The sequence below is a fragment of the Streptomyces sp. NBC_00667 genome, from assembly GCF_036226825.1.
In the GTDB taxonomy this organism is placed as follows: domain Bacteria; phylum Actinomycetota; class Actinomycetes; order Streptomycetales; family Streptomycetaceae; genus Streptomyces.
Genome location: NZ_CP109022.1, coordinates 478555 through 498790 on the forward strand (window position 1 = coordinate 478555; position 20236 = coordinate 498790).

The following is a 20236-nucleotide window of genomic DNA, read 5'->3' on the forward strand; positions in this document are numbered from 1 at the left end:
CATTATCGCGGACCCGTCGCCCTCCAGACCCGGCGGGTGTGGTCCGGGTCGCCCCGCGTGGGGTGAGGGCTGCAATATGCACGATACACAACATGTGTACTATGCACTCCTCGTTGTCAGCCCGACGAGCCACAGCCTCAACACGGAGGACCCGCATGACCCCCACCACGTCCACCCCCTCCCGCGCTGCCGAGATCCTGTCCCGGCCCGTCACGCTGAACGGCCTGACCGTCCCCAACCGCATCGCGATGGCTCCGATGACGCGGATGTTCTCCCCCGGCGGTGTGCCCGGCGAGGACGTGCAGGCGTACTACGCCAGCCGGGCCGCCGCGGGTGTGGGTCTGATCGTCACCGAGGGCACCTACGTCGGTCACGAGTCCGCCGGACAGAGCGACCGGGTGCCGCGGTTCCACGGCGAGGACCAGCTGGCGGGGTGGGCGAAGGTCGCCGCGGCCGTGCACGAGGCCGGCGGCACGATCGTGCCCCAGCTGTGGCACATAGGCATGGTGCGCAAGCAGGGCGAGGCCCCGTACGCCGACGCGCCTGCCGTCGGCCCCTCCGGCATCCGCGTCGACGGCACCGAGGGGACCGGTAAGGCGATGACCCGCGCCGACCTCGACGACGTCATCGGCGCGTTCGCCGACGCCGCCGCGGAGGCCGAGCGGATCGGCTTCGACGGCGTCGAACTGCACGGCGCCCACGGCTACCTGCTCGACCAGTTCCTGTGGGAGCGGACCAACCGCCGCACCGACGCGTACGGCGGCGACGCGGTGGCCCGTACGACGTTCGCCGCGGAGATCGTGGCGGCGGTCCGCGAGCGCGTCCGGGCCGACTTCCCGGTGATCTTCCGCTACTCGCAGTGGAAGCAGGAGGCCTACGACGCCCGGCTCGCGCAGACCCCGCAGGAGCTGGAGGCGATCCTGGCCCCGCTGACGGCGGCGGGCGTCGACGCGTTCCACGCCTCCACCCGGCGCTACTGGGTCCCGGAGTTCGAGGGCTCGGACCTGAACCTGGCGGGCTGGACCAAGAAGCTCACCGGCCGGCCGACCATCACCGTCGGCTCGGTCGGCCTCGACGGCGACTTCATCCGCTCCTTCGCCGGCGAGGGGGCGGCCCTCGGCGACATCGACAACCTCCTGGACCGCATGGAACGCGACGAGTTCGACATGGTCGCCGTCGGCCGGGCGCTGCTCCAGGACCCGCAGTGGGCGGCGAAGGTCCTCGGAAACCGCTTCGACGAGCTGCAGCCGTACGACGCGGCGGCGCTCAAGTCGCTCAGCCGCTAACCGGTACCCGGCGGTCTGTCCGGCTCACCGGGGGCCGGCCGTCGCCCCGACGACCGGCCCCGCGACGCCCCGTGACATCGGTCCGCCGACGTCACGGGGCGTTCGCGTTCCCGGCTGTGGCACCGGACCGCCCGGTGCGGTCGTCGGGGCTGCCGGACCTGGCCGCCAAGGCCCAGGGTCCGCCCGCCACTCGGCCGGGAGGCGGTTCGTGCGCGTGCCGACGCGTGCCTGTTCGGCGAGGAGTCGCAGCAGCCCCCATGGAACGCTTCGCTACGCGGGAATCATGACTCGCTCGGGCGTTCGTCACTCGGCCCGGACGCCGGATCAGAGCCGCGGCGGCTGGTCGAGGCTGAGGTCGGAGGGAAGAAGCGGCGGAGCAGACGGACCCAGGGGGACCAGCGGGCGGGCCGGACGAGGCGGCCCGTGGCCTCCCGCTCGATGTTGTCGAACAGGTCGGCGAGGAGGGCCTCGTGGAGCCAGCGGATCGCGAGCGGCCAGACCAGGCGCATTCCCCCGGCCAGGCGCCCGGATGCCGTGTGGACGACCTGGCAGCGTGCCGGCCCCTCGGGGATGACGACGAATTCGTGGTGACCGTCCAGACCACGCCCAGGGGCGAAGGTGAAGCGGACCCGGCTGCCGGGCTCGTACTCGCTGACCTCGTAGCGGATCCTGCCGTGTCCCCCGGCCGAGCCGACGGTCAGTCCGGCGTCGAGCCGCAGTGGCGACCAGGTGCGCGCCGGCCACAGGCGGTCCTGCGCGCTGCCGAGGCGGTCGAGAAGCAGCCCCACCGCGGATGCTGGTGCCTCGATGGTGCGGCGCTGGATATTGCGCATGCCATGCCTCCTCCGAACGCACTCCATACGGGTGCGTATGGAACGACCGTACGCTACCGTATGGTGATGAGACAAGATCGTCGACGGTTGTCCGCGAACGACTGGACGGAAGCCGCGCTGACCGCCCTCGGTGAAGGCGGGGTCCCCGCCGTCGCGGTGGAGCCGCTCGCGGCCCGCCTCGGCACCACCAAGGGCAGCTTCTACTGGCACTTCGCGAATCGAGAGGCGCTCCTCGAGGCGGCGCTTTCCCTGTGGGAACAGCGCTTCACCGAGGCGACCATCTCCGCCGTCGCAGCCGAACCCGATCCGGCAGCCCGGCTGCGGATGCTCTTCACCCGTGTGAGCAGGGATGCGGAACACAGCCCCGTCTCCGTCAGCGTGCTCGCCTCGGCCGGCCATGAACTCGTCGGGCCCGTCGTGCGGCGCGTGATGGAACGGCGGATGTCCTACGTCATCGGCCTCTTCGAAGAGGTCGGCTTCCCGCCCGAGGTGGCCCTCCAACGGGCCGTTCTGGGGCTCACGGCCCATGTCGGGCACAGCCAGCTGGCCGTGCGGCTACCCGGGCTGCTCCCCCTCGGCACGGAGGACCGGCTCGACGGCTACATCGACGCGGCGGTCGAATTGCTGCTCCACGACGCCCCCGGCCCCAAACGGTAACCACCCGACGCCACGGCGCCCGGCAGTGCCGCCCGGAGGCCGCAGTTCACCGGTGTGCCGAGGTTCGACCCCGGCTTCGTGGTGGGCGGGGTCGACGAGGGATACGTCAGGACGGCGAAGCCGGTGATCGCGGCCACGAGCACCGGACAGCCCCACCGAGCCCTCGTGCCGGAGCGCCCCGGCCGGGGCGGGGTGCCAGTCGGTGCCGCCCGCCGCCTGGTGGACCGGGTGCTTCTTGGAGCACCCGGCCCGGGAGGTGCGCGCCGCCTCGCGGAGCGGGCCGGCGGGAGCCGCGGCGGCGCGCTTCCGGCCCGGGCTGCGGGCGGCCGTGCTGCTGGTACCGGGCGATGCCCGCCTGCTCGCGGCGGGCCCCGGGTTCGTCGAGGAGTTCCCCGAACACCGCTACGCCTGGACCGGCGCCCCCGCGGACGGCTGGGCCGCTCAGCGCACGCGTTCGATGCGCGCGCGCCGGATCAGGTTCTTGCCCGGCTCGCGGACCTTGTCGAACGCCGCGTTGTTCAGCAGGACACAACTGCCCGACGGACCGTTCACCGACACCGTCGTCGCCTGACCGTTGTCCAGATTCGTCACCCGCAACTTCGTCCCCACCGGGAACGTCCCACTGCTCGCCGCCGGCGGACCCGCCTCACCCGACAACGTCACCGTCGACCCCTGACACACCACCTGTCCGGTGGCCGGCGGCACCTTCGCACCTGCCGTACCGGCCGCGGCTCCTCCGCTCCCCGCCGCTATGCGCTCGATGCGCGCGCGCCGGATCAGGTTCTTGCCCGGCTCGCGGACCTTGTCGAACGCCGCGTTGTTCAGCAGGACACAACTGCCCGACGGACCGTTCACCGACACCGTCGTCCCCTGACCGTTGTCCAGATTCGTCACCCGCAACTTCGTCCCCACCGGGAACGTCCCACTGCTCGCCGCCGGCGGACCCGCCTCACCTGACAACGTCACCGTCGACCCCTGACACACGGTGTCGGGGACGGCGGCATTGCCGGTCGCCATGGTGGCGACGAACCCTCCGGCCACCAGTGCTCCCGCGACGACACAGAACACGGCCTTCTTCGTGGAACTCATGGTCCGCTTCCGGGACATGGACACTCCTCGATCCGATGGGCGCTGTCCTTGTCCTTCTTACGGGCCGGAATCCCCCGTGGGCGCAGTCTTGTCACCACGTCACAAATACGTCGCTGCCGAGGCTCGGAGGCGCGGCGCGGCACTGCGCCCGCGGACCCGTCGCTCTCGGAGCGGGTGCGAAGGAGCAGGTCACGTACCCGGCACCCGCAGGAGCGAGGGGTGCGTGCGGCGCTCGCACCGACGGCCTCGGCCGACGCGCGGCGGAGGGGACCAAAGGCGGCATTAAGGTGTGGTTGACGTGCCCTTAAGGCCCTCGGCCGGCTGACGTCCCGTCGGGTCCGTCGCCGGCCGGCTCGGCGCAGACAGCGCCGAGCCACCCGCACCTGCACCCTTCGTGACGGTCGATCACGTACAGTGACTCCCGCGCCGCACACCGACCTCGCCCGTTCCCACTGTGGGAGTCGCCATGTCCATGCTGCTGATCAGGGGTTCGTTCAAGATGACGGACCGCGCCCGGCCGGACGGGGACACCCTCCCGTTCGTCGCTGACGACGTGGCCGACTGGAAGCTCGTACCCGGCTGCGCACCGATCGTGCCCAAGGCCGACGGCCGCGTCAGCATCCGGCTCGAAGCCATCGACGCGCTGGAGACCCACTACGGCCAGAAGCCGCACGAGGAGCACCAGCCGCGCGACCTGGCGCACCAGGCCGCGGACCGGCTGCTGACCCTCGTCGGCTTCGAATCCGTCATCCGCGACGAGGACGACGAGACCGTCGTCACCGTGCCCCAGAGCGTGCCCGGCTGGATCCTCACCCGGGGCAGTGACGTCCACGGCCGGTGCGTGGCCTTCGTCGGCAAGACCACACCGCCCGTGTACAGCGGCTACGGGACGGCCCTCGACGACGATCTGCTGAGGAAGACCGCCAACTACCAGTTGCTCCGGCTCGGCTTGGTCTACCCGACGTACTACGCCGGCCTGCCCGGGTACCTGCGCGAGCTGCTCACCGACGCCTCGGAACAGGCACGGGCGGTCGGGGCGGGCCTGTGGGCCGCCGGTGTCGACAAGACCACCGACGGGGCCACCGTGACCGGAATGCCGTCGATCACGAACGACCACACCGGACAGGTGATCCTGCCGAAGCTGTTCCGCCGCCTCAAGGACTACCTGGACTTCACCCCGGACGATCCGTCGTTGGACCGCTTCCGGGCGTACCTGGCCGGCGCCGCCGACGAATACCGCCTCCTGCCGGACACCGACACGCTCTTCAGCGGCCTGCACCACATCGTCGAGGTCACCGCCGACAACACCGTGAAGATGACCCGCCCGGTCAGGGACATCATCTTCACGGAGAAGTGAACCGCGGCCGACGGCCCGACCGCGCGGGAGCCCTACTTCACCGAGCCCGCCATCACTCCCTGGACGAAGTGCCGCTGGAAGGCGAAGAAGACGATCAGCGGGACCACCAGGGACAGGAACGCGCCCGGGGCGAGGACGCCGATGTTGCTCCCGAACTGCCGCATCTGCGACTGGAGGGCGACCGTCAGGGGCTGGGACCCGCTGTCCGCGAAGAGCAGCGCCACGAGCATGTCGTTCCAGACCCACAGGAACTGGAAGATGGCCAGGCTCGCGATGGCCGGGCGGCCGAGCGGCAGCACGAGCCGGGAGAAGATCCGCCATTCGGTGCCGCCGTCCATCCGGGCGGCCTCCAGCATTTCGCGCGGGATCTCGGCGAAGTAGTTGCGCAGCAGGAACACCGCGAACGGCAGCCCGTAGGCCACGTGGAAGAGGACGACTCCCGGGATGGTGCCGAACAGGCCCACCGCGCCGAAGAGTTTGGCCACGGGCAGCAGCCCGATCTGCACGGGTACCACCAGCAGTCCGACGACGACGAGGAAGATGCCGTCCCGGCCGGGGAAGTCCAGCCACGCGAACGCGTACCCGGCGAGGGCCGCGACGGCCACCACCAGGACGGTGGTGGGTACCGAGATCAGGACGGTGTTCCCGAAGGCCGCCGCGATGCCGGAGTCCCGCAACAGGGCGGTGTAGTTGTCCAGGGACAGCTGGGACGGGTCGGCGAACACGTTCCACCAGCCGTCGGAGGCGTTGTCACGTTCCGAGCGCAGCGAGGACAGGAACAGACCGGCCAGCGGGGTGATCCACACCAGGGCGACCAGGAGCAGCACTACCTGGACGGCCGAGCTGCTCATGAGGCGCGACAGCCGGCTCTTGCGGGGCGGTCTGCGGGCGGGCGTGGCAGGGGCGGGCCGGGCCCCGGTCGTACGCCCGGGGGACCGGCGTTCGATCGTGCCGTGACTGCTCATGCCGCACTCCTTCGGAAGCGCCGGATGTTGAAGACCATCGCCGGGACGACCAGCAGGAGGAGCACCACGCTGAGCGCGCTTCCGAGGCCCTGGTTGTTGCCACCGCCGAAGGAGACCAGCCACATGCGCGTGGCCAGCACGTTCGCTTCTTCCTGCACGGGTCCGGGCGCGATGATGTACACGAGGTCGAAGACCTTCATCACGTTGATCACGAGCGTGACGAAGACGACGGTGAGCACCGGCGCGAGGAGCGGCACGGTGATCTTGCGGAAGATCTGGCCCTCCGTGGCGCCGTCCATCCGCGCGGCCTCCAGCGCGTCGCGCGGGATGGCGGCGAGCCCGGCCCCGATCAGAACCATGGCGAAACCGGTCCACACCCATAGGTAGGAGCCGATGATGGCCGGCGTCACCAGCGCCGGCCCGAGCCAGTTCACTCCTTGGTACGGGGCCGCGAAATTGGCCGCGGGCAGGCGCAGGACGTACTCGCCGTCGGCCAGCCCGGTGAAGCGGAAGGAGCCGTCGGCGGCGGAGGTGGCGGTCGCGGCCGTGCGGCCGTCCCGTACAGCCTCGACCGTCACGCCGGGCAGGCCCTTCTCGCCCGGGTCCACCTGGCCCGGCGCTCCGGAGCCGCCGGGGGCGAAGTCGAGGTAGACCACGCCCCCGATGCCGTCGGGGCCGGGCGCCGCGGCAGCAGCCGGCTCCGCTGCGGCGGGCACCGCGTCGGGTGCCACACCGACGAGGCCGAGGTTGACCGAGCCTCCGGGGCGCACCGCTCTCGCCGTGCTGTAGGGGCCGCCCGCGTTCCCCGTCAGGGCCTGGCCCTCGCGTACACGGGCCGTCGGATAGGCGGCGGGGTCCTCGAAGGTGTCGTGTACGCCGACGACGACCGCGTTGAGCACACCCCGGCCCGGATCCTGCTCGTAGGCGAGCCTGAAGACGATGCCCGCGGCGAGGAAGGAGACGGCCATCGGCAGGAAGAGCGTCAGTTTGAACGCGGTCGCCCAGCGCACCTTCTCGGTGAGCACGGCGAGCATCAGACCGAGTCCGGTCAGCAGGGTCGGAGCGACGACGACCCATAGGGCGCTGTTGCGGATCGCTTTGAGGGTGGCCGGATCGTGGACGATCGCCACGTAGTTCCCGGCTCCGACGAAATGGTTGCCGCTGGCGTCGAAGAGACTGCGGCAGAAGGAGAAGACGACCGGGTAGACGACCAGCGCGCCGAGCAGGAGCAGGGCCGGCAGTACGAAGACGACCGCGAGGCGGCGCCTCCTGTTGTGGGCCCGGCGCCGGGGATCGGCCGCGGCGCGGGCGGTCAGGGTGTCAGCCATGGGGGGCGGCCTCAGTTCCCGTACGCCTTGGCGGCTTCGGTCTCGAGCTTCGCGGCCGTGCCCTGCGGGTCGGAAGGGTCGCGCAGGAAGTCCTGGAGGAGCTTCCACTCGCCCGCCCCCTTGGTGCCGCCGAACGCCGCCGGGGCCTGGTCGGACATGTCGAAGCGGACCGTGTTGCCCGCCGCGACGAGCGACCGGGCGGTGCTGCGGGTGGTGTCGTCGCCGTACGCGCCGAAGTCGACCTTGGTGTTGGGGGACAGGAAGCCGCCCGCGCCGGCCCAGACCTCGGCGGCCTCGGGGCCCGCCAGGAACTCGAGCAGGCTCATGCCCGCCTTGCCGTTCTTCCCCGCCTTGAGGACGACTGCGGCGTCACCGCCGCTGACGACGGGTGCCTTGCCTCCGTCGACCGCCGGGAACGGGAAGAACTTGGCGTCCTGCCCCGGCTTCTTGCCGAACTGGTCCTTGGCCACGCCCCCGACGAAGTCGCCCTCGTACACCATGCCGGCCTTGGGCTGGGGCCCGAATACCTGCTCGACCGAGGAGGGGAAGTCGGTGCGCAGCGCCGTCTCGGCGCCGCCGGCGACGAGTTGCTTGTCCTTGAACAGTTCGCCGAGGGTGGTGAGGGCCTTCACGACGCTGTCGTCGGTCCACTTGAGCTTGTGCTGGGCGAGCTGGTCGTACTTCTCCGGACCTGCCTGGGAGAGGTATATGTTCTCGAACCAGTCGGTGAGGGTCCATCCGTCCTCGCCTGCCACGGCGAAGGCCGGGCGGCCGGAGTCGGCGAGGGTACGGCCGGCCTTCAGCAGATCGGCGTAGCTCTTGGGCTCACTGACTCCGGCCTGGGTGAAGGCGTCGGGGGCGTACCAGACGGTGGACTTGTGGGCGGCCTTGAAGTAGAGGCCGTAGTACGTGCCGTCGACGGTTCCGTAGTCCTTCCAGACCGGGGGAAGGGTGGAGCCGGCCGTCCGGGCGGCCTGGTCGGACAAGGGCTGGAGCCAGCCGGCCTTCGCGAACTGCTGGAGCACGCCCACCTGGGGGATCATCACCACGTCGGGCGCGTTTCCGCCCTCGATCTTGCTTCCGACGAAGGTGGAGACGTTGTCGCCGGAGGGGACGAAGACCGTCTTGGCGCCCGTCTTCTCGGTGAAGGCGTCCAGGACCTTCTTGAAGTTCTTCTGTTCGCTGCCCGTCCAGACACCCGCCACGGTCACGGTCTGGCCGCTGAGTTCGCCGCCGCTCGCGGGTGCGGTGGTGCCGCCGCAGGCGGTGGCTCCGAGGGCGAGGGCGAGGGCCGCCGACGCGGTGGCGGCGGTCCGTCGGGTCGTCTTGCCGGGTCGTCGCATGACAGGGTCCTTTCGAGGAGGTCGGTCCGGGGCTGCGGGCTCGCATCCGCCGTCACCGCTGGGGCTGTTACGGCGGTTCACGGGTTGCCGGGCGGGTTCACGGGGCTGGGCACTCCGACGTCCACCAGGCGGCCGTCGCCGCCGGGAGCACTCCGTCCGGGCAGGGTCCGCTGGCGAGCAACGGGGTCCCCGGGACGGGGGCGGGCATCGCCTGCGTGCCGAAGTTGACCGCGCAGACCAGGCCGTCGCCCCGGGCGATGGCCAGCATCTGCGGGGGCGTGTCGAGCCAGCGCAGGGTGCCGTCGCCGAGCTGCGGCAGGCTGCGCCGCAGCTGGAGGCCGTCGCGGTAGAGGTGCCAGAAGGAACGGGTGTCCGCCAGGGCGCGGTCGGTGGCGTGCTCGGCGAACCACTCCGGTTGCGGCAGCCACGGCTTGGCGCCGGCCGCACCCTGGCTGAAGCCGAACGGGGAGGCGTGACCCGACCAGGGCAGTGGCACCCGGCAGCCGTCCCGGACCCGCTTGCGGCTGCCGGTACGGCGCCAGATCGGGTCGGTCAGGACCTCGTCGGGCAGGTCGAGGACCTCGGGCAGGCCGAGCTCCTCCCCCTGGTAGACGTAGGCCGCGCCGGGCAGGGCGAGCATCAGCAGGGCGGCGGCGCGGGCACGGGCGGCTCCCAGCCCACTGCCTTCCACCCCGGGCTCGCCCGCGTAGCGGGTGACGGTGCGGACCTGGTCGTGGTTGTTGAGCACCCAGGTGACGGTGGAGCCGGTGCCGGCGATGTCGCGCATCGCCTCGGTGATCGTCGAACGGAAGGCGTCCGCGTCCCACGGGGCGCTGAGCAGGTCGAAGAAGAACGCCTGGTGGAGTTCGTCGGGCCGGACGTACTCGGCGTGTTCGCGCGCCGTCGGGACGGACACCTCGCCGACCAGCAGCCGCTCGCGGCCGTCCAAGGCGGTGTACTCCTCGCACACCGAGCGCCAGCGGCGCCACACGCCGTGGACCTCGGGCCGGTTCCAGGCGAGCTGGTTGACGGAGTCGCGGGCCCGCTCGTCGGCCCCGGGGTCGTCCGAGTCGGGCAGGTCGGGGTGCTTGAACAGCCCTGCGGCGACGTCGATGCGGAAGCCGTCGACACCGCGGTCCAGCCAGAAGCGCAGCACGCGCTCGAACTCGTCGCCCACGGCCGGGTCGCGCCAGTTCCAGTCGGGCTGCTCGGGGGTGAACAGGTGCAGGTACCACTCCCCCGGGGTGCCGTCGCGCCCGGTGGTCCGGCTCCAGGCGGGGCCTCCGAACATGGCGCGCCAGTTGTTGGGCGGCCGCTCACCGTCCGGGCCGCGGCCGGGCGCGAAGTGGAAACGCGAACGCATGGGGCTGCCGGGTTCCGCGGCGAGGGCCTCGCGGAACCACGGGTGCTCGCTGGAGCAGTGGTTGGGGACGATGTCGAGCAGGAGCTTGAGGCCGAGGCGGCGGGCATCGGCCACCAGCCGGTCGAATTCGGCGAGGTCGCCGTACACGGGGTCGACGCCGCAGTAGTCGGCCACGTCGTAGCCGTGGTCGTGCTGCGGCGACGGGTAGAAGGGGCTGAGCCAGATGCCGTCGACACCGAGCTTCCGGAGGTAGGGAAGTCCGGCCCGTACGCCGGCCAGGTCGCCGATCCCGTCCCCGGTGCTGTCGAGGAAGCTGCGGACGTAGACCTGGTAGATCACCGCGTCGCGCCACCAGGAGTCGGGGGTGGTGGCAGTGCGGGAGGGGCGGCCGGTGTCGGCCGGAAGGGTGCTGAGCATCTCGCGTCGACCTGTTTCTGCTGAATGCGAGAGCGCCCTGGTTCAGGTGCGCTGTTATGCATGCATGTTAAGTAGGAGCGACCGGAAGATGTCAACGATGTGTCCGAAAACTGCAGGAAGTTGGGGTGATATGTCCACGAATGAGCACAACACGCAAAGAAGGCGCCTACTTAACATGTAAGTAGGCGCCCTGAGAGACGGTCGTGCGGGATCAGCCGGTCCGGGAAACGCCGTCGAGCTCGCGCGCAAGCCTCGCCGCCGCCTGGTCAGGCGTCTCGCGCCGCGCCATCAGGTCCTGCGCCACGGCCTGTACGGCCAGGCTCACCTGGTCGTAGCGGGCGCTCTTCGGGCGCGGCACCGCCGACAGCACGCTCTGGCGGAGCGTGGCCAGGTAGGGATAGGCGCGGAGCAGCTCGGGGTCCTCGTAGAGCGCGGCGCGCACCGGTGGGAGCGAGCCCTCGGTCAGCACCTTGCGCTGGACCCGTTCGCTCGTCAGGTAGGAGATCAGATCGGCCGCCGAGGCCGGATGCCGGGAGCGGCTGCTGACGGCCAGGTTGGAGCCGCCCAGCACACTGGAGCCGGGCCCGTCCGGCCCGGGCAGCGGCACCACGCCGAACCTGCCCGCGACCTTCGACCCCGCCGCGCCGGCGTCGGCGTAGACGTAGGGCCAGTTCCGCAGGAAGAGCAGACGGCCGTCCTGGAACGCCTGCCGGGACTCCTCCTCCTTGTAGCCGAGCGCGTCCCGGGAGATCCAGCCGTCCCGGACGCCGTCCGCGAGGAACCGCAGCCCGACGCGTGCCGCGCCGGAGTCGACCGTTACGCGGGCCCCGTCGTCGCGCAGGATCGAACCGCCCGCCGAGTTGACCGCCTCGGTGACGTTGACGGTGAGCCCCTCGTACGGCAGGAACTGGCCGGCGTACCCGTCCAGTCCGTGCTTCGGGGCGATCGTGCGCGCCTGGCGGATCAGGTCGGCCCAGGTGCGCGGTGGCTGTTCGCCTTCCTCGTCCAGCACGTCCTTGCGGTAGTAGAGCAGTCCCGCGTTGGTGACGTACGGGACCGCGTACAGCCTGCCGTCGAAGGTGGCGGTGTCGACCACCGGCCGCAAGAACGCGTCCAGCGGGAAGCGGGCGCGGTCGAGCGGGGAGATCCATCCGGCCGCGGCGAACTCGGACGTCCAGGCGACGTCGATGTTCAGCAGGTCGAAGCGGTTGCCGCCCGACCGCAGTTCGCTGATCATCTGGGCGCGCGTCTCGTCGGCCGAGTCGGGCAGTTCGACCAGCGTGACGCGCTCGCCGGGGTGCCCGGCGTTCCAGTCGTCGAGCAGCGGGGAGAGGTAACCGGTGAGGTCGCCCGCAGTGGCGAGCGTCATGGGACCGCGGCCGCCGGAGGCCACGCCGTCGGGCGCACCGACACCGAACCCGGCGTACCCCGCCAGCACCACCGCCACGACCAGGAGAGCCCTACCCGCGGCACGCGTCCACCGCATAGGTTCCTCCCAGTGCACGATCCGGCTGCGCCGCCGACCATCGGGGCCTATATATACCCGTTAGGCATGGGCGATACTAGACGTCCAGGCAGACGGGCGGGATGGCGGCGCCACCCGGCCCGTTGCCAGGTGAACAGGTGACTACCGAGCGGGAGGGAGGAGGAGCGAGTGCGGCTGCCGCTCCTGGCACTCCTCACCCGTGGCCCCGCCCATGGATACGAGCTCAAGCAGGACCTTGAGAAGCTCTTGGGCGCCGCGTACCCTCAGCCCAACGTGGGCCAGATCTACGTCACCCTCGGCCGGCTGGAGAAGAGCGGTCTGATCGAGGGCGAGGACGTCGAGCAGTCGGGCCGGCCCAACAAGCGCACGTACAGGCTGACCGACGCCGGACGCGAGGCCGTGCTGGCCTGGTTCGACGACACCGCCGAGGAGCCCCGGGTACGGGACGAGTTCTTCATGAAACTCGCCCTCGCGCCCCAGTCGGGTCTGGCCGACCCGATCGCATTGATCAACAAGCAGCGGCGGCAGTACCTCAACACCATGCGGGACCTGTCGAAGCTGGCCGCGGCCGAGGACCGCGACAACAAGATCTCCCAACTGCTGATCGAGGGCGCCATGCTGCACCTGCAGGCCGACCTCGACTGGCTGGAACGCTGTCAGGAGGAGCTGGAATGAGCGAGGACGCCGCGACCGCTCCTGCCGTGCCCATCGTGCGGGCCGAGGGCCTGACCAAGACCCACCACGGCGAGGGCACGCCGGTGCACGCCGTGCGCGGGGTGGACCTGATGGTCCAGCCCGGCGAGTTCGTCGCGGTGACCGGGCCCTCGGGAGCCGGGAAGTCCACACTGCTGCATCTGATCGGCGGCCTCCAGCGGCCCGACGGCGGGAAGCTGTGGATCGGCGGGGAGCGCGTCGACGAGTACCGGGAGGCCCGCTGGGCGGTGCTCCGCCGCCGCAGCATCGGAGTCGTCTTCCAGTTCTTCAACCTGGTCTCGAACCTCACCGTCGCCGACAACGTCGAACTGCCCGCCCTGCTCGCCGGCGCCTCCCCGAAGTCCGCGCGCGCCTCCCGCGCCGAACTGCTCGCCGAACTGGGGCTCGAAGGCCGCGAACGCTCGATGCCCGGTGAGCTCTCGGGCGGCGAACAGCAGCGGGTCGCGCTCGCGCGGGCCCTGGTCAACCATCCCGCGTTGCTGCTCGCCGACGAGCCGGCCGGCAGCCTCGACAGCAAGGGCACGCGGGAGGTGCTGCGGCTGCTCTCCCGCTTCCACCAGCGCGGCCAGACGATCATGATGGTCACCCACGACGCCCGGATGGCCAGCGCCGCCGACCGGGTCATCAGCTTCTTCGACGGCCGCATCGCCGACGACGCCCGGCTCGGTGACGGACGCCGCGGACCGGCCGGCGGCGTGTCCCGCGTACTCGAACTGAAGGAGTGAGGGTGCGGGCCACTCTGCGCTGGGCGCACGCCGATTTCCGCGCACACCGCGGAGAAGCCCTCTTCGTCGTCCTGGCCAGCGCCGGGATCATCGCCTCGCTCCTGCTCGCCGGCGCGATGTTCAGCTACGCCGCGAACCCGTGGCAGCGGATCTTCAACCAGTCCCATGGCGCGCACATCTGGCTGCACACCCGTGCCGGGGCCGCCGACGTGGACGCCCTGGGCCGCCTGGACGGGGTCGCGGCCCTCTCCGGCCCCTACCGCACCGCGGCGACGACGGTCGAGTCGCGCGGCGCGCGGGCCGGAGTGACACTACGGGCGACCTCGGCGCAGCCACCCGAGACCGGGCGGCCGCTCCTCACCGCGGGCAGCTGGCTCACCGCGGCGGACAGCGGGGCCGGCGGCGGGGACGGGACCGTCGTACTGGAGACTTCCGTCGCGCGGGCCCTGTGGGCGGAGCCGGGCGAGACCGTGCGGGTCACCGGACCGGACGGCACTGCGCGCGAACTGCGGGTGGCCGGCATCGCCGAGGCGGCCGAGCCCCGCTACCAACCGGGCGGCGCACCGGGCATCGGCTGGGTGCTCTCCCCCACCCTCGACACGATCGCCCCCACGGGCACCGGGCAGAGCGTGGGGCTGCGCCTCAAGGACCCGGCGGACACCGACTTCATGGTCCAGCGCGCCGTGACCGTCCTCGGCGCCGACCGGGTCGCCCAGGTGACGAAGTGGCAGCAGGCGCGGGCGGAGGCCGGCGGTGACGACCGGCTCCTCGGACAGATGTTCGCCGTGTTCGGTCTCGGTGCGCTGCTCGCGGCGGCGCTCGCCGCTTCCGGAGCGATCGGCGCGCGGGTGCGGGGCCAGCTTCGGGACATCGCCATCCTCAAGGCCGTCGGCTTCACTCCCGGCCAGGTGGCCCGCGGCTTCCTCGTACAGCACCTGGCCTTCGCGCTGCTCGGGGTGACCCTCGGCACGGCGGCGATCGCCCTGCTGGGCGGCCGGATACCGGGACGCATCGGGGAAGCGGCGGCGGTCTGGCAGGACCTGCCCGGCCACACGGCGCTGATGATCGGCGTCCCCTGCGGCGCAGTGCTGCTGATCGCGGCGGCCACGGGCATCTCGGCCTGGCGCGCCGGGCGGGTGCCACCGGTGCCCGCGGCCCGCGCGGCGTTGCCGACCGCCGCGCCGATGACCGCACTGGGCAGGCGGGCGCTGGGGATACGGGTGCCTGCCGCCCTGGTGCTCGGGTGGCGCGCCGCGTTCCCGCGCCGCGCCCGGACGCTGGTGTCGGTGGGCAGGCTGGCCCTGCCGCTCCTGCTGATCACGGTCGCGCTCGTCGCGTGGTCGACGCTGGACCAGTTCCGCAGCCGGCCCGCGCTGATGGGGCTGCCCGCGGCCCTGACCGTACGGGCCGAACGGTCCGCCGGGCCCTCGGACGCGGAGCTGGAGAAGAGCCTGGCGGCGGTCCCCGGCATCACCGCGGTGCATCCCGGTGCGGAGATGGCGGCCCTGGTGCCGGGGCAGACCGGCACCATCACCCTCCGGGGCCTCGGCACGACCGCACGCCCGTACCCCTCCGCGGTGGTGGAGGGGCGAGCGGTCGGCGGCCCGGACGAGGCGGTCGCCGGGCAGGGACTGCTGGACCTCCTCGGCGTGCGGGTCGGTGACTGGGTACGCATGACCGTCGAGGGACGGCCGCAGATACTGCACCTCGTCGGACGCACGATCGAGCCCGAGTCCGGTGGCCGCGTCATCACCACCACCCTCGACGCGCTGCGCGAGCGTGATCCGCAGCTGCGGCCCGACTTCCACGCCCTGGTGCTGCGCGAGGGTGCGGACGTCCGGGCCGTGAGGAGCGCGCTCGCCGCGACAGCCGGGGGCGCGCTGGAGATCCGGGAGACGCCCAACCCCGCCGACCGGCTCGAACCGGCCCGCGCGGTGATCGCCGCCCTGGTCGCGGTTCTGGCGCTGATCGGCCTGATCGAGCTGCTGACGCTGATCAGTGCGGGGGTGCGCGAACGGGGCCGGGACCTGCTCGCACTCAAGGCGATGGGGCTGACGCCCCGGCAGATCGGCTCGATGATCGTGGCGGCCGCCGGACTGACGGCGCTGGTCTCCGCCGTGGCCGCAACAGTGGTGGGCGCACTGTCCGGCAGCTGGCTCGTGGACGCGCAAGGCGCATCGAGCGGGATCGGCGCCGGAATCGCCCATCCGCCGTCACTGCCGGTGCTGCTGGCCGTGATCGTCGCAGCGGTGCTGGGTGCGGTGGCGGCGGCGACCCTGCCGGCCACGCGGACGGCTCGGCGAAGGCCGGCGGACTCGCTGAGCGAGACCCTCTGACCCCCGCCGAAGGCCCGGTCGCCTTGCCCCGCCCTTGGGAACCCCGCCCGGGCGCCCCCACCTACCCCCCAAATACGACTCCAAGATGCGAGTTTGTTAGCGTCCCGGTGTGCGACTGACGAAGTTCACCGACCTGGCGCTGCGATCCGTGATGCGTCTGGCGGTCTGTGCCACCGATGAGGTGCTCACCACCCGCGAGGTGGCCGAGGCCATGGACGTGCGGCACACGCACGCGGCGAAGGCGATCACACGCCTGCAGCACCTCGGTGTGGTCGAGGCCCGGCGCGGCCGGGGCGGAGGGCTCGCCCTGACCGCCATGGGCCGGCACGCATCGGTGGGCTGGCTGGTGCGGCAGCTCGAAGGGGAGGACGAGGTGGTGTCCTGCGACGACCCGCCCTGCCCCCTGCGCGGGGCCTGCCGGCTGCGGCACGCGCTGCGCGAGGCCCAGAAGGCGTTCTACGCCGCGCTCGACCCGATCACCGTGGCCGAGCTCGTCACCTCGCCCACCGGGCCGGTACTGATGGCCCTGGTCGGACCGCCGCCGAAGTAGCCCCGCCCTCAAGCACCCGCCGCGGCCGGGGCGAGTCGCACCCGTAAACACGAAGATGAAATACCACTGAGGAGTCGCAGTGCTCTCCGCGCAGTCCACCCCCGTCGTCCGGGCCACCCTCCCGGCGGTCGGAGCCGCGATCGGTGACATCACCGAGCTGTTCTACCGGAACCTCTTCGCCGCCCGTCCCGAGCTCCTGCACGACGTGTTCAACCGGGGCAACCAGGCGAGCGGGGAGCAGCAGAAGGCGCTGGCCGGCTCCATCGCGGCGTTCGCGGGCATGCTGCTGGAGGAGCCGGACGCCCGCCCCGACGCGATGCTCGCCCGGATCGCGCACAAGCACGCCTCGCTGGGCATCGCCTCCGACCAGTACAAGACCGTCCACCGGCACCTCTTCGCGGCGATCGCCGAGGTGCTCGGTGACGCGGTCACCGACGAGGTCGCCTCGGCATGGGACGAGGTCTACTGGCTGATGGCCAACGCGCTGATCGCCGTCGAGGCCCGCCTCTACCAGGAGGCCGGCACCGCTGAGGGCGAGGTCTGGCAGCGCATGGAGATCGCCGAGCGGCGGCAGGAGACGCCCGATGTCGTCTCCTTCCTCCTCCGCCCCGGGGACGGCCGGCCGGCCGCACCGTTCAAGCCCGGGCAGTACGTCAGCGTCCGGACCGAACTCCCCGACGGGGCCCGGCAGATACGCCAGTACAGCCTCTCCGCCGCCCCCGGACGGCCCCTCTGGCGGATCAGCGTCAAGCGCGTCCGCGGCGGGGCGGGGCCGGACGGCGAGGTCTCGTCCCGGCTCCACGCGCACGCCCGGCCGGGCGACGCGCTGACCGTGTCGGCGCCGTTCGGCGACATGACCCTGCCGGAAGGCGACGGCCCCCTGCTGCTGGCGTCGGCGGGGATCGGCAACACACCCATGCTGGCGGTACTCGGCCACCTGGCCTCCACCGGTTCCGGCCGCCGCGTCATCGCGGTCCACGCCGACCGCTCCCCCGCCGACCACGCGCACCGCGAGGAGCAGCTCCGCCTGTTGCGGGCGCTGCCGGACGCCCGCCTGCACCTGTGGTACGAGGTCCCCGGTGACCGGGCACCCGAGGCGACGGCCGGCCACGCCGACGTGAGCGGGCTGGAACTTCCCGGGGACGTGACCGCCTACCTGTGCGGGCCGCTGCCGTTCATGCGTGCGGTACGTGGTGACCTCCTGCGGCGAGGTGTGCCTGCGGAGCGGATCCACTACGAGGTCTTCGGCCCGGACCTCTGGCTGGGTCGGTGAGAACCGCGACCGTTGCCGTGGAAGGGGCTCGCACCCCTGACGGGGCCGGACCGAGAAGGAGGAACGCGTGAACACCGCTTGGGCGGCCGTGGCCGCCGCGGCCGTCTTCGTCTGGCTCGGGATGGTGCTGGCCATCTCCTTCCTTGAGGCGCCGCTCAAATTCCGGGCCCCCGACGTGAGCGTGCGCATCGGCCTCGGCATCGGCCGTCTCGTCTTCCGTGCGCTCAACCGGGTCGAGGCCGTGCTGGCCGTGGTCGTTATCGCGGCGGTCACCGTCGGCGCCCCGTCGACGGCCGTGGTGGTCCTGACTTCTCTCGCCGCCGCACTGCTGGTGGTCCAGCTGGCCGGTGTCAGGCCCGCCCTCGACCGCCGTTCCGACCGGGTGCTGGCCGGGGAAGAGGTCCCCCTTTCGCGGGCACACCTGCTCTACGTGGCCTGCGAGGTGGCCAAGGCCCTCACCCTCCTCGCGCTGGGCACGGCCACGCTGATGCCCTGAGCACCACCCCGGCCGCACCAGGGCTGCGGGACGAAGGACGACGGTGCATCCGAAGGCCGTGGGGGAACGGAAGACAAGGCGTGGGACACGAGCGGTGCGGTGGGCCCGTCCGCCCTGCCGTTCCGCACGCCAGAGGCCGTCGAGACCGTCGGGGAGTAAGCCGTGGCAGCAACCGCGACACCGAAACGAGGAAGGGGCGCCGGCAGCTGGGGGGCGCTCGCCGCCTTCCTCGTCGTGACGTACGGCGTGGCGGCCCTCGGCGCGCTCGCCGCGGCCGACGCGGGTCAGGTCTACTCGTCGCTGGAGAAGCCCTCGTGGGCACCGCCGGCGTGGCTCTTCGGTCCGGTGTGGACGCTCTTGTACGCCTTGATCGCGGTGGGGGCCTGGCTGGTCTGGCGCCACCCCAACCGCCCGAGGGTGCGATCGGCACTCGTCTGGTGGTGGGTGCAGTTGGTTCTGAACCTTGCCTGGACCCCGCTCTTCTTCGGCGCCGGGCAGTTCGGGCTCGCCCTCCTGGACATCGGGCTGCTGCTGGGCGCGGTCGGGGTCACGTCGGTGCTCTTCCACCGGCTCGATCGCGCGGCGGCGCTCCTGCTCGGCCCGTACGTGGCATGGGTGGCCTTCGCCGCGGCGCTCAATGCGGCCATCTGGTGGCTCAACACGTAGAGCGGGCTTTCCACCTCACGCCATGGCCGGGCGCCGCCCGGCCCGCAACACGGCGTGTGCCACGTCGGACCCCGGTTCACGCGTCGAGCGAGGCCAAGCCCTGCTCCCATCGGGCACGCCGTTCCTCGTCGCTCTGCTCCCACCACGGGACGCCACGCTCCCCCAGCGCCGTCTTCGCCACCTGGACCCGGTCCCGGGCGGCGCGCTCGGCCCGGGGGTCTTCGGCACGACGGGCGGCGGCGACCGCGCGCCGGGCGTCCATCAGGTGGGCGCGCAGGCGTGCACCGGCCTCGGCGGGGACGGCGGGGTCGGTGGCTCGCCAGCGGCGGCCGTCGATGACGACGTAGTGCCCGTCGCGGGTGGTGGGCGGCCCGGGTTTCGAGGTCACGGTCGGCGGCTGCCCACGTCCGAGCGTGTTCATTCCTCCCGCCGGGCGCACCGCCCGGCGCCGGGAATTCGGATGCGGGCGCCGCACGGCCACCCCTAGGCTGCGGTCGCCGCGGGGGCGAGGTCCCGTGGCGACCGTCAGTGGATCGGAGATGCACGGGGTATGACCAGTCAGCTGTTCGCGATCTGTTTCCATGCGACCCGCCCGTCGGACCTGGCTCGGTTCTGGTCCGGGGTCCTCGGCTGGGAGCCGGCCCACGGTCCGGACGGCGGCGTCACGATCCTGCCCCCCGACGCCACCGGGTTCCGCATCCGTTTCCTGCCGAGCGAGGAGCCGAAGACCGTCCGGAACCGGGCCCACTTCGACCTGACGAGCACCTCCCCGGAGGATCAGGGGCAGACGGTGGCCAGGGCGCTGGAGCTCGGCGGGAAACACGTCGACGTGGGCCAACTCCCGGAAGAGGGGCACGTCGTGCTCGCGGACCCGGACGGCAACGAGTTCTGCGTCATCGCGGCGGGCAACAAGTTCCTCGCCGGAACCGGCTTCATCGGAGCGCTGGCCTGCGACGGTACGCAAGAGGTCGGTTACTTCTGGAGCGAGGCGCTGGGGTGGCCGCTGGTCTGGGACCAGGACCAGGAGACCGCGATCCAATCGCCGGACGGCGGTAGCAAGATCACCTGGGGTGGCCCGCCGGTCGCACCGAAGGCGGGCACGAACAGGCTGTTCTTCGAACTGGCGCTCCCCGCCGGCGCGGACCGGGCGGCGGAGGTCGACCGTCTGATCTCCCTCGGCGCGAGGCACACCGGTGAGGACGACGGCGCCCGGGTACTGATGCTCGACCCCGACGGCAACGAGTTCTGCGTGAGGCCCGGCTAGCGGGGGCTGTCGTCGAGTGGGGCGCACGCGTCGGAATGGCGGCAGGCGGTGCCCCCGTCGCAGATCCGTCGTGGGACACCGCCCATGA

The 20236-nt window shown here is 72.0% G+C and carries 19 protein-coding genes; 11 read left to right on the top strand and 8 right to left on the bottom strand.

The window, feature by feature from the left end; genetic code table 11:
- Positions 1 to 155: 155 nt before the first annotated feature.
- Positions 156 to 1286 (top strand): NADH:flavin oxidoreductase, encoded by a 1131-nt coding sequence (locus tag OHA81_RS02385; protein WP_329192245.1) that lies wholly within the window; start codon positions 156 to 158, stop codon positions 1284 to 1286.
- A gap of 281 nt (positions 1287 to 1567) precedes the next feature.
- Here the strand turns inward: OHA81_RS02385 and OHA81_RS02390 are convergent, their stop codons facing one another.
- Positions 1568 to 2119 carry an SRPBCC family protein gene (locus tag OHA81_RS02390; RefSeq protein ID WP_329192247.1) on the bottom strand — a complete coding sequence of 184 codons (552 nt, stop codon included), beginning with the start codon at positions 2117 to 2119 and terminating at the stop codon, positions 1568 to 1570.
- Positions 2120 to 2185: 66 nt separating this feature from the next.
- Between OHA81_RS02390 and OHA81_RS02395 the strand changes: the two genes are divergently transcribed.
- Positions 2186 to 2776, top strand: coding sequence for a TetR/AcrR family transcriptional regulator (locus OHA81_RS02395; RefSeq protein ID WP_329192249.1), 591 nt, complete (start codon positions 2186 to 2188; stop codon positions 2774 to 2776).
- Between the two features lie 441 nt (positions 2777 to 3217).
- Here OHA81_RS02395 and OHA81_RS02400 read toward each other — a convergent pair whose 3' ends face one another.
- Positions 3218 to 3889 (bottom strand): hypothetical protein, encoded by a 672-nt coding sequence (locus tag OHA81_RS02400; RefSeq protein WP_443056403.1) that lies wholly within the window; start codon positions 3887 to 3889, stop codon positions 3218 to 3220.
- A 442-nt stretch (positions 3890 to 4331) separates the two neighbouring features.
- Here OHA81_RS02400 and OHA81_RS02405 point away from each other — a divergent pair, with 442 nt between their 5' ends.
- Positions 4332 to 5222: a thermonuclease family protein gene (locus OHA81_RS02405; RefSeq protein ID WP_329192253.1), complete on the top strand. Its 891-nt coding sequence runs from the start codon at positions 4332 to 4334 to the stop codon at positions 5220 to 5222.
- A 32-nt stretch (positions 5223 to 5254) separates the two neighbouring features.
- On the opposite strand, the gene OHA81_RS02410 is transcribed toward OHA81_RS02405, so the two are convergent.
- The 5 genes from OHA81_RS02410 to OHA81_RS02430 form a co-directional block, all read right to left on the bottom strand.
- The gene (locus tag OHA81_RS02410) at positions 5255 to 6073 is read right to left on the bottom strand and encodes a carbohydrate ABC transporter permease (RefSeq protein WP_329201954.1); all 819 of its coding nucleotides are present in this window, start codon (positions 6071 to 6073) and stop codon (positions 5255 to 5257) included.
- 110 nt (positions 6074 to 6183) lie between these two features.
- A complete protein-coding gene (locus OHA81_RS02415; RefSeq protein ID WP_329192256.1) occupies positions 6184 to 7515 on the bottom strand; it encodes an ABC transporter permease in 1332 nt (443 codons plus the stop codon).
- 11 nt (positions 7516 to 7526) lie between these two features.
- Positions 7527 to 8858, bottom strand: coding sequence for an ABC transporter substrate-binding protein (locus tag OHA81_RS02420; protein WP_329192257.1), 1332 nt, complete (start codon positions 8856 to 8858; stop codon positions 7527 to 7529).
- A gap of 97 nt (positions 8859 to 8955) precedes the next feature.
- Positions 8956 to 10638, bottom strand: a complete 1683-nt coding sequence (locus OHA81_RS02425; protein ID WP_329192258.1) for a glycoside hydrolase family 13 protein — start codon at positions 10636 to 10638, stop codon at positions 8956 to 8958.
- A gap of 211 nt (positions 10639 to 10849) precedes the next feature.
- Positions 10850 to 12124, bottom strand: coding sequence for an ABC transporter substrate-binding protein (locus tag OHA81_RS02430; RefSeq protein WP_329192259.1), 1275 nt, complete (start codon positions 12122 to 12124; stop codon positions 10850 to 10852).
- A 168-nt stretch (positions 12125 to 12292) separates the two neighbouring features.
- Here OHA81_RS02430 and OHA81_RS02435 point away from each other — a divergent pair, with 168 nt between their 5' ends.
- The 7 genes from OHA81_RS02435 (at position 12293) to OHA81_RS02465 (ending at position 18884) form a co-directional block, all read left to right on the top strand.
- Entirely contained in the window at positions 12293 to 12799 is a 507-nt protein-coding gene (locus tag OHA81_RS02435; protein ID WP_329192262.1) for a PadR family transcriptional regulator, read from the top strand.
- The gene (locus OHA81_RS02440; protein ID WP_329192264.1) at positions 12796 to 13563 is read left to right on the top strand and encodes an ABC transporter ATP-binding protein; all 768 of its coding nucleotides are present in this window, start codon (positions 12796 to 12798) and stop codon (positions 13561 to 13563) included. Before OHA81_RS02435 ends, OHA81_RS02440 begins: the two co-directional genes overlap by 4 nt.
- Before the next feature lie 2 nt (positions 13564 to 13565).
- A complete protein-coding gene (locus tag OHA81_RS02445; protein ID WP_329192266.1) occupies positions 13566 to 15899 on the top strand; it encodes an ABC transporter permease in 2334 nt (777 codons plus the stop codon).
- 109 nt (positions 15900 to 16008) lie between these two features.
- Positions 16009 to 16449: an RrF2 family transcriptional regulator gene (locus tag OHA81_RS02450; protein WP_329192267.1), complete on the top strand. Its 441-nt coding sequence runs from the start codon at positions 16009 to 16011 to the stop codon at positions 16447 to 16449.
- Positions 16450 to 16528: 79 nt separating this feature from the next.
- Positions 16529 to 17722: a globin domain-containing protein gene (locus OHA81_RS02455; RefSeq protein ID WP_329192269.1), complete on the top strand. Its 1194-nt coding sequence runs from the start codon at positions 16529 to 16531 to the stop codon at positions 17720 to 17722.
- 67 nt (positions 17723 to 17789) lie between these two features.
- A complete protein-coding gene (locus OHA81_RS02460; RefSeq protein WP_329192271.1) occupies positions 17790 to 18218 on the top strand; it encodes a hypothetical protein in 429 nt (142 codons plus the stop codon).
- A gap of 162 nt (positions 18219 to 18380) precedes the next feature.
- Positions 18381 to 18884, top strand: a complete 504-nt coding sequence (locus tag OHA81_RS02465) for a TspO/MBR family protein (RefSeq protein ID WP_329192273.1) — start codon at positions 18381 to 18383, stop codon at positions 18882 to 18884.
- 76 nt (positions 18885 to 18960) lie between these two features.
- Here the strand turns inward: OHA81_RS02465 and OHA81_RS02470 are convergent, their stop codons facing one another.
- Positions 18961 to 19272 carry a hypothetical protein gene (locus tag OHA81_RS02470; RefSeq protein ID WP_329192275.1) on the bottom strand — a complete coding sequence of 104 codons (312 nt, stop codon included), beginning with the start codon at positions 19270 to 19272 and terminating at the stop codon, positions 18961 to 18963.
- Positions 19273 to 19434: 162 nt separating this feature from the next.
- Between OHA81_RS02470 and OHA81_RS02475 the strand changes: the two genes are divergently transcribed.
- Positions 19435 to 20148 carry a VOC family protein gene (locus tag OHA81_RS02475; protein ID WP_329192277.1) on the top strand — a complete coding sequence of 238 codons (714 nt, stop codon included), beginning with the start codon at positions 19435 to 19437 and terminating at the stop codon, positions 20146 to 20148.
- The last annotated feature ends 88 nt before the right edge of the window (positions 20149 to 20236 follow it).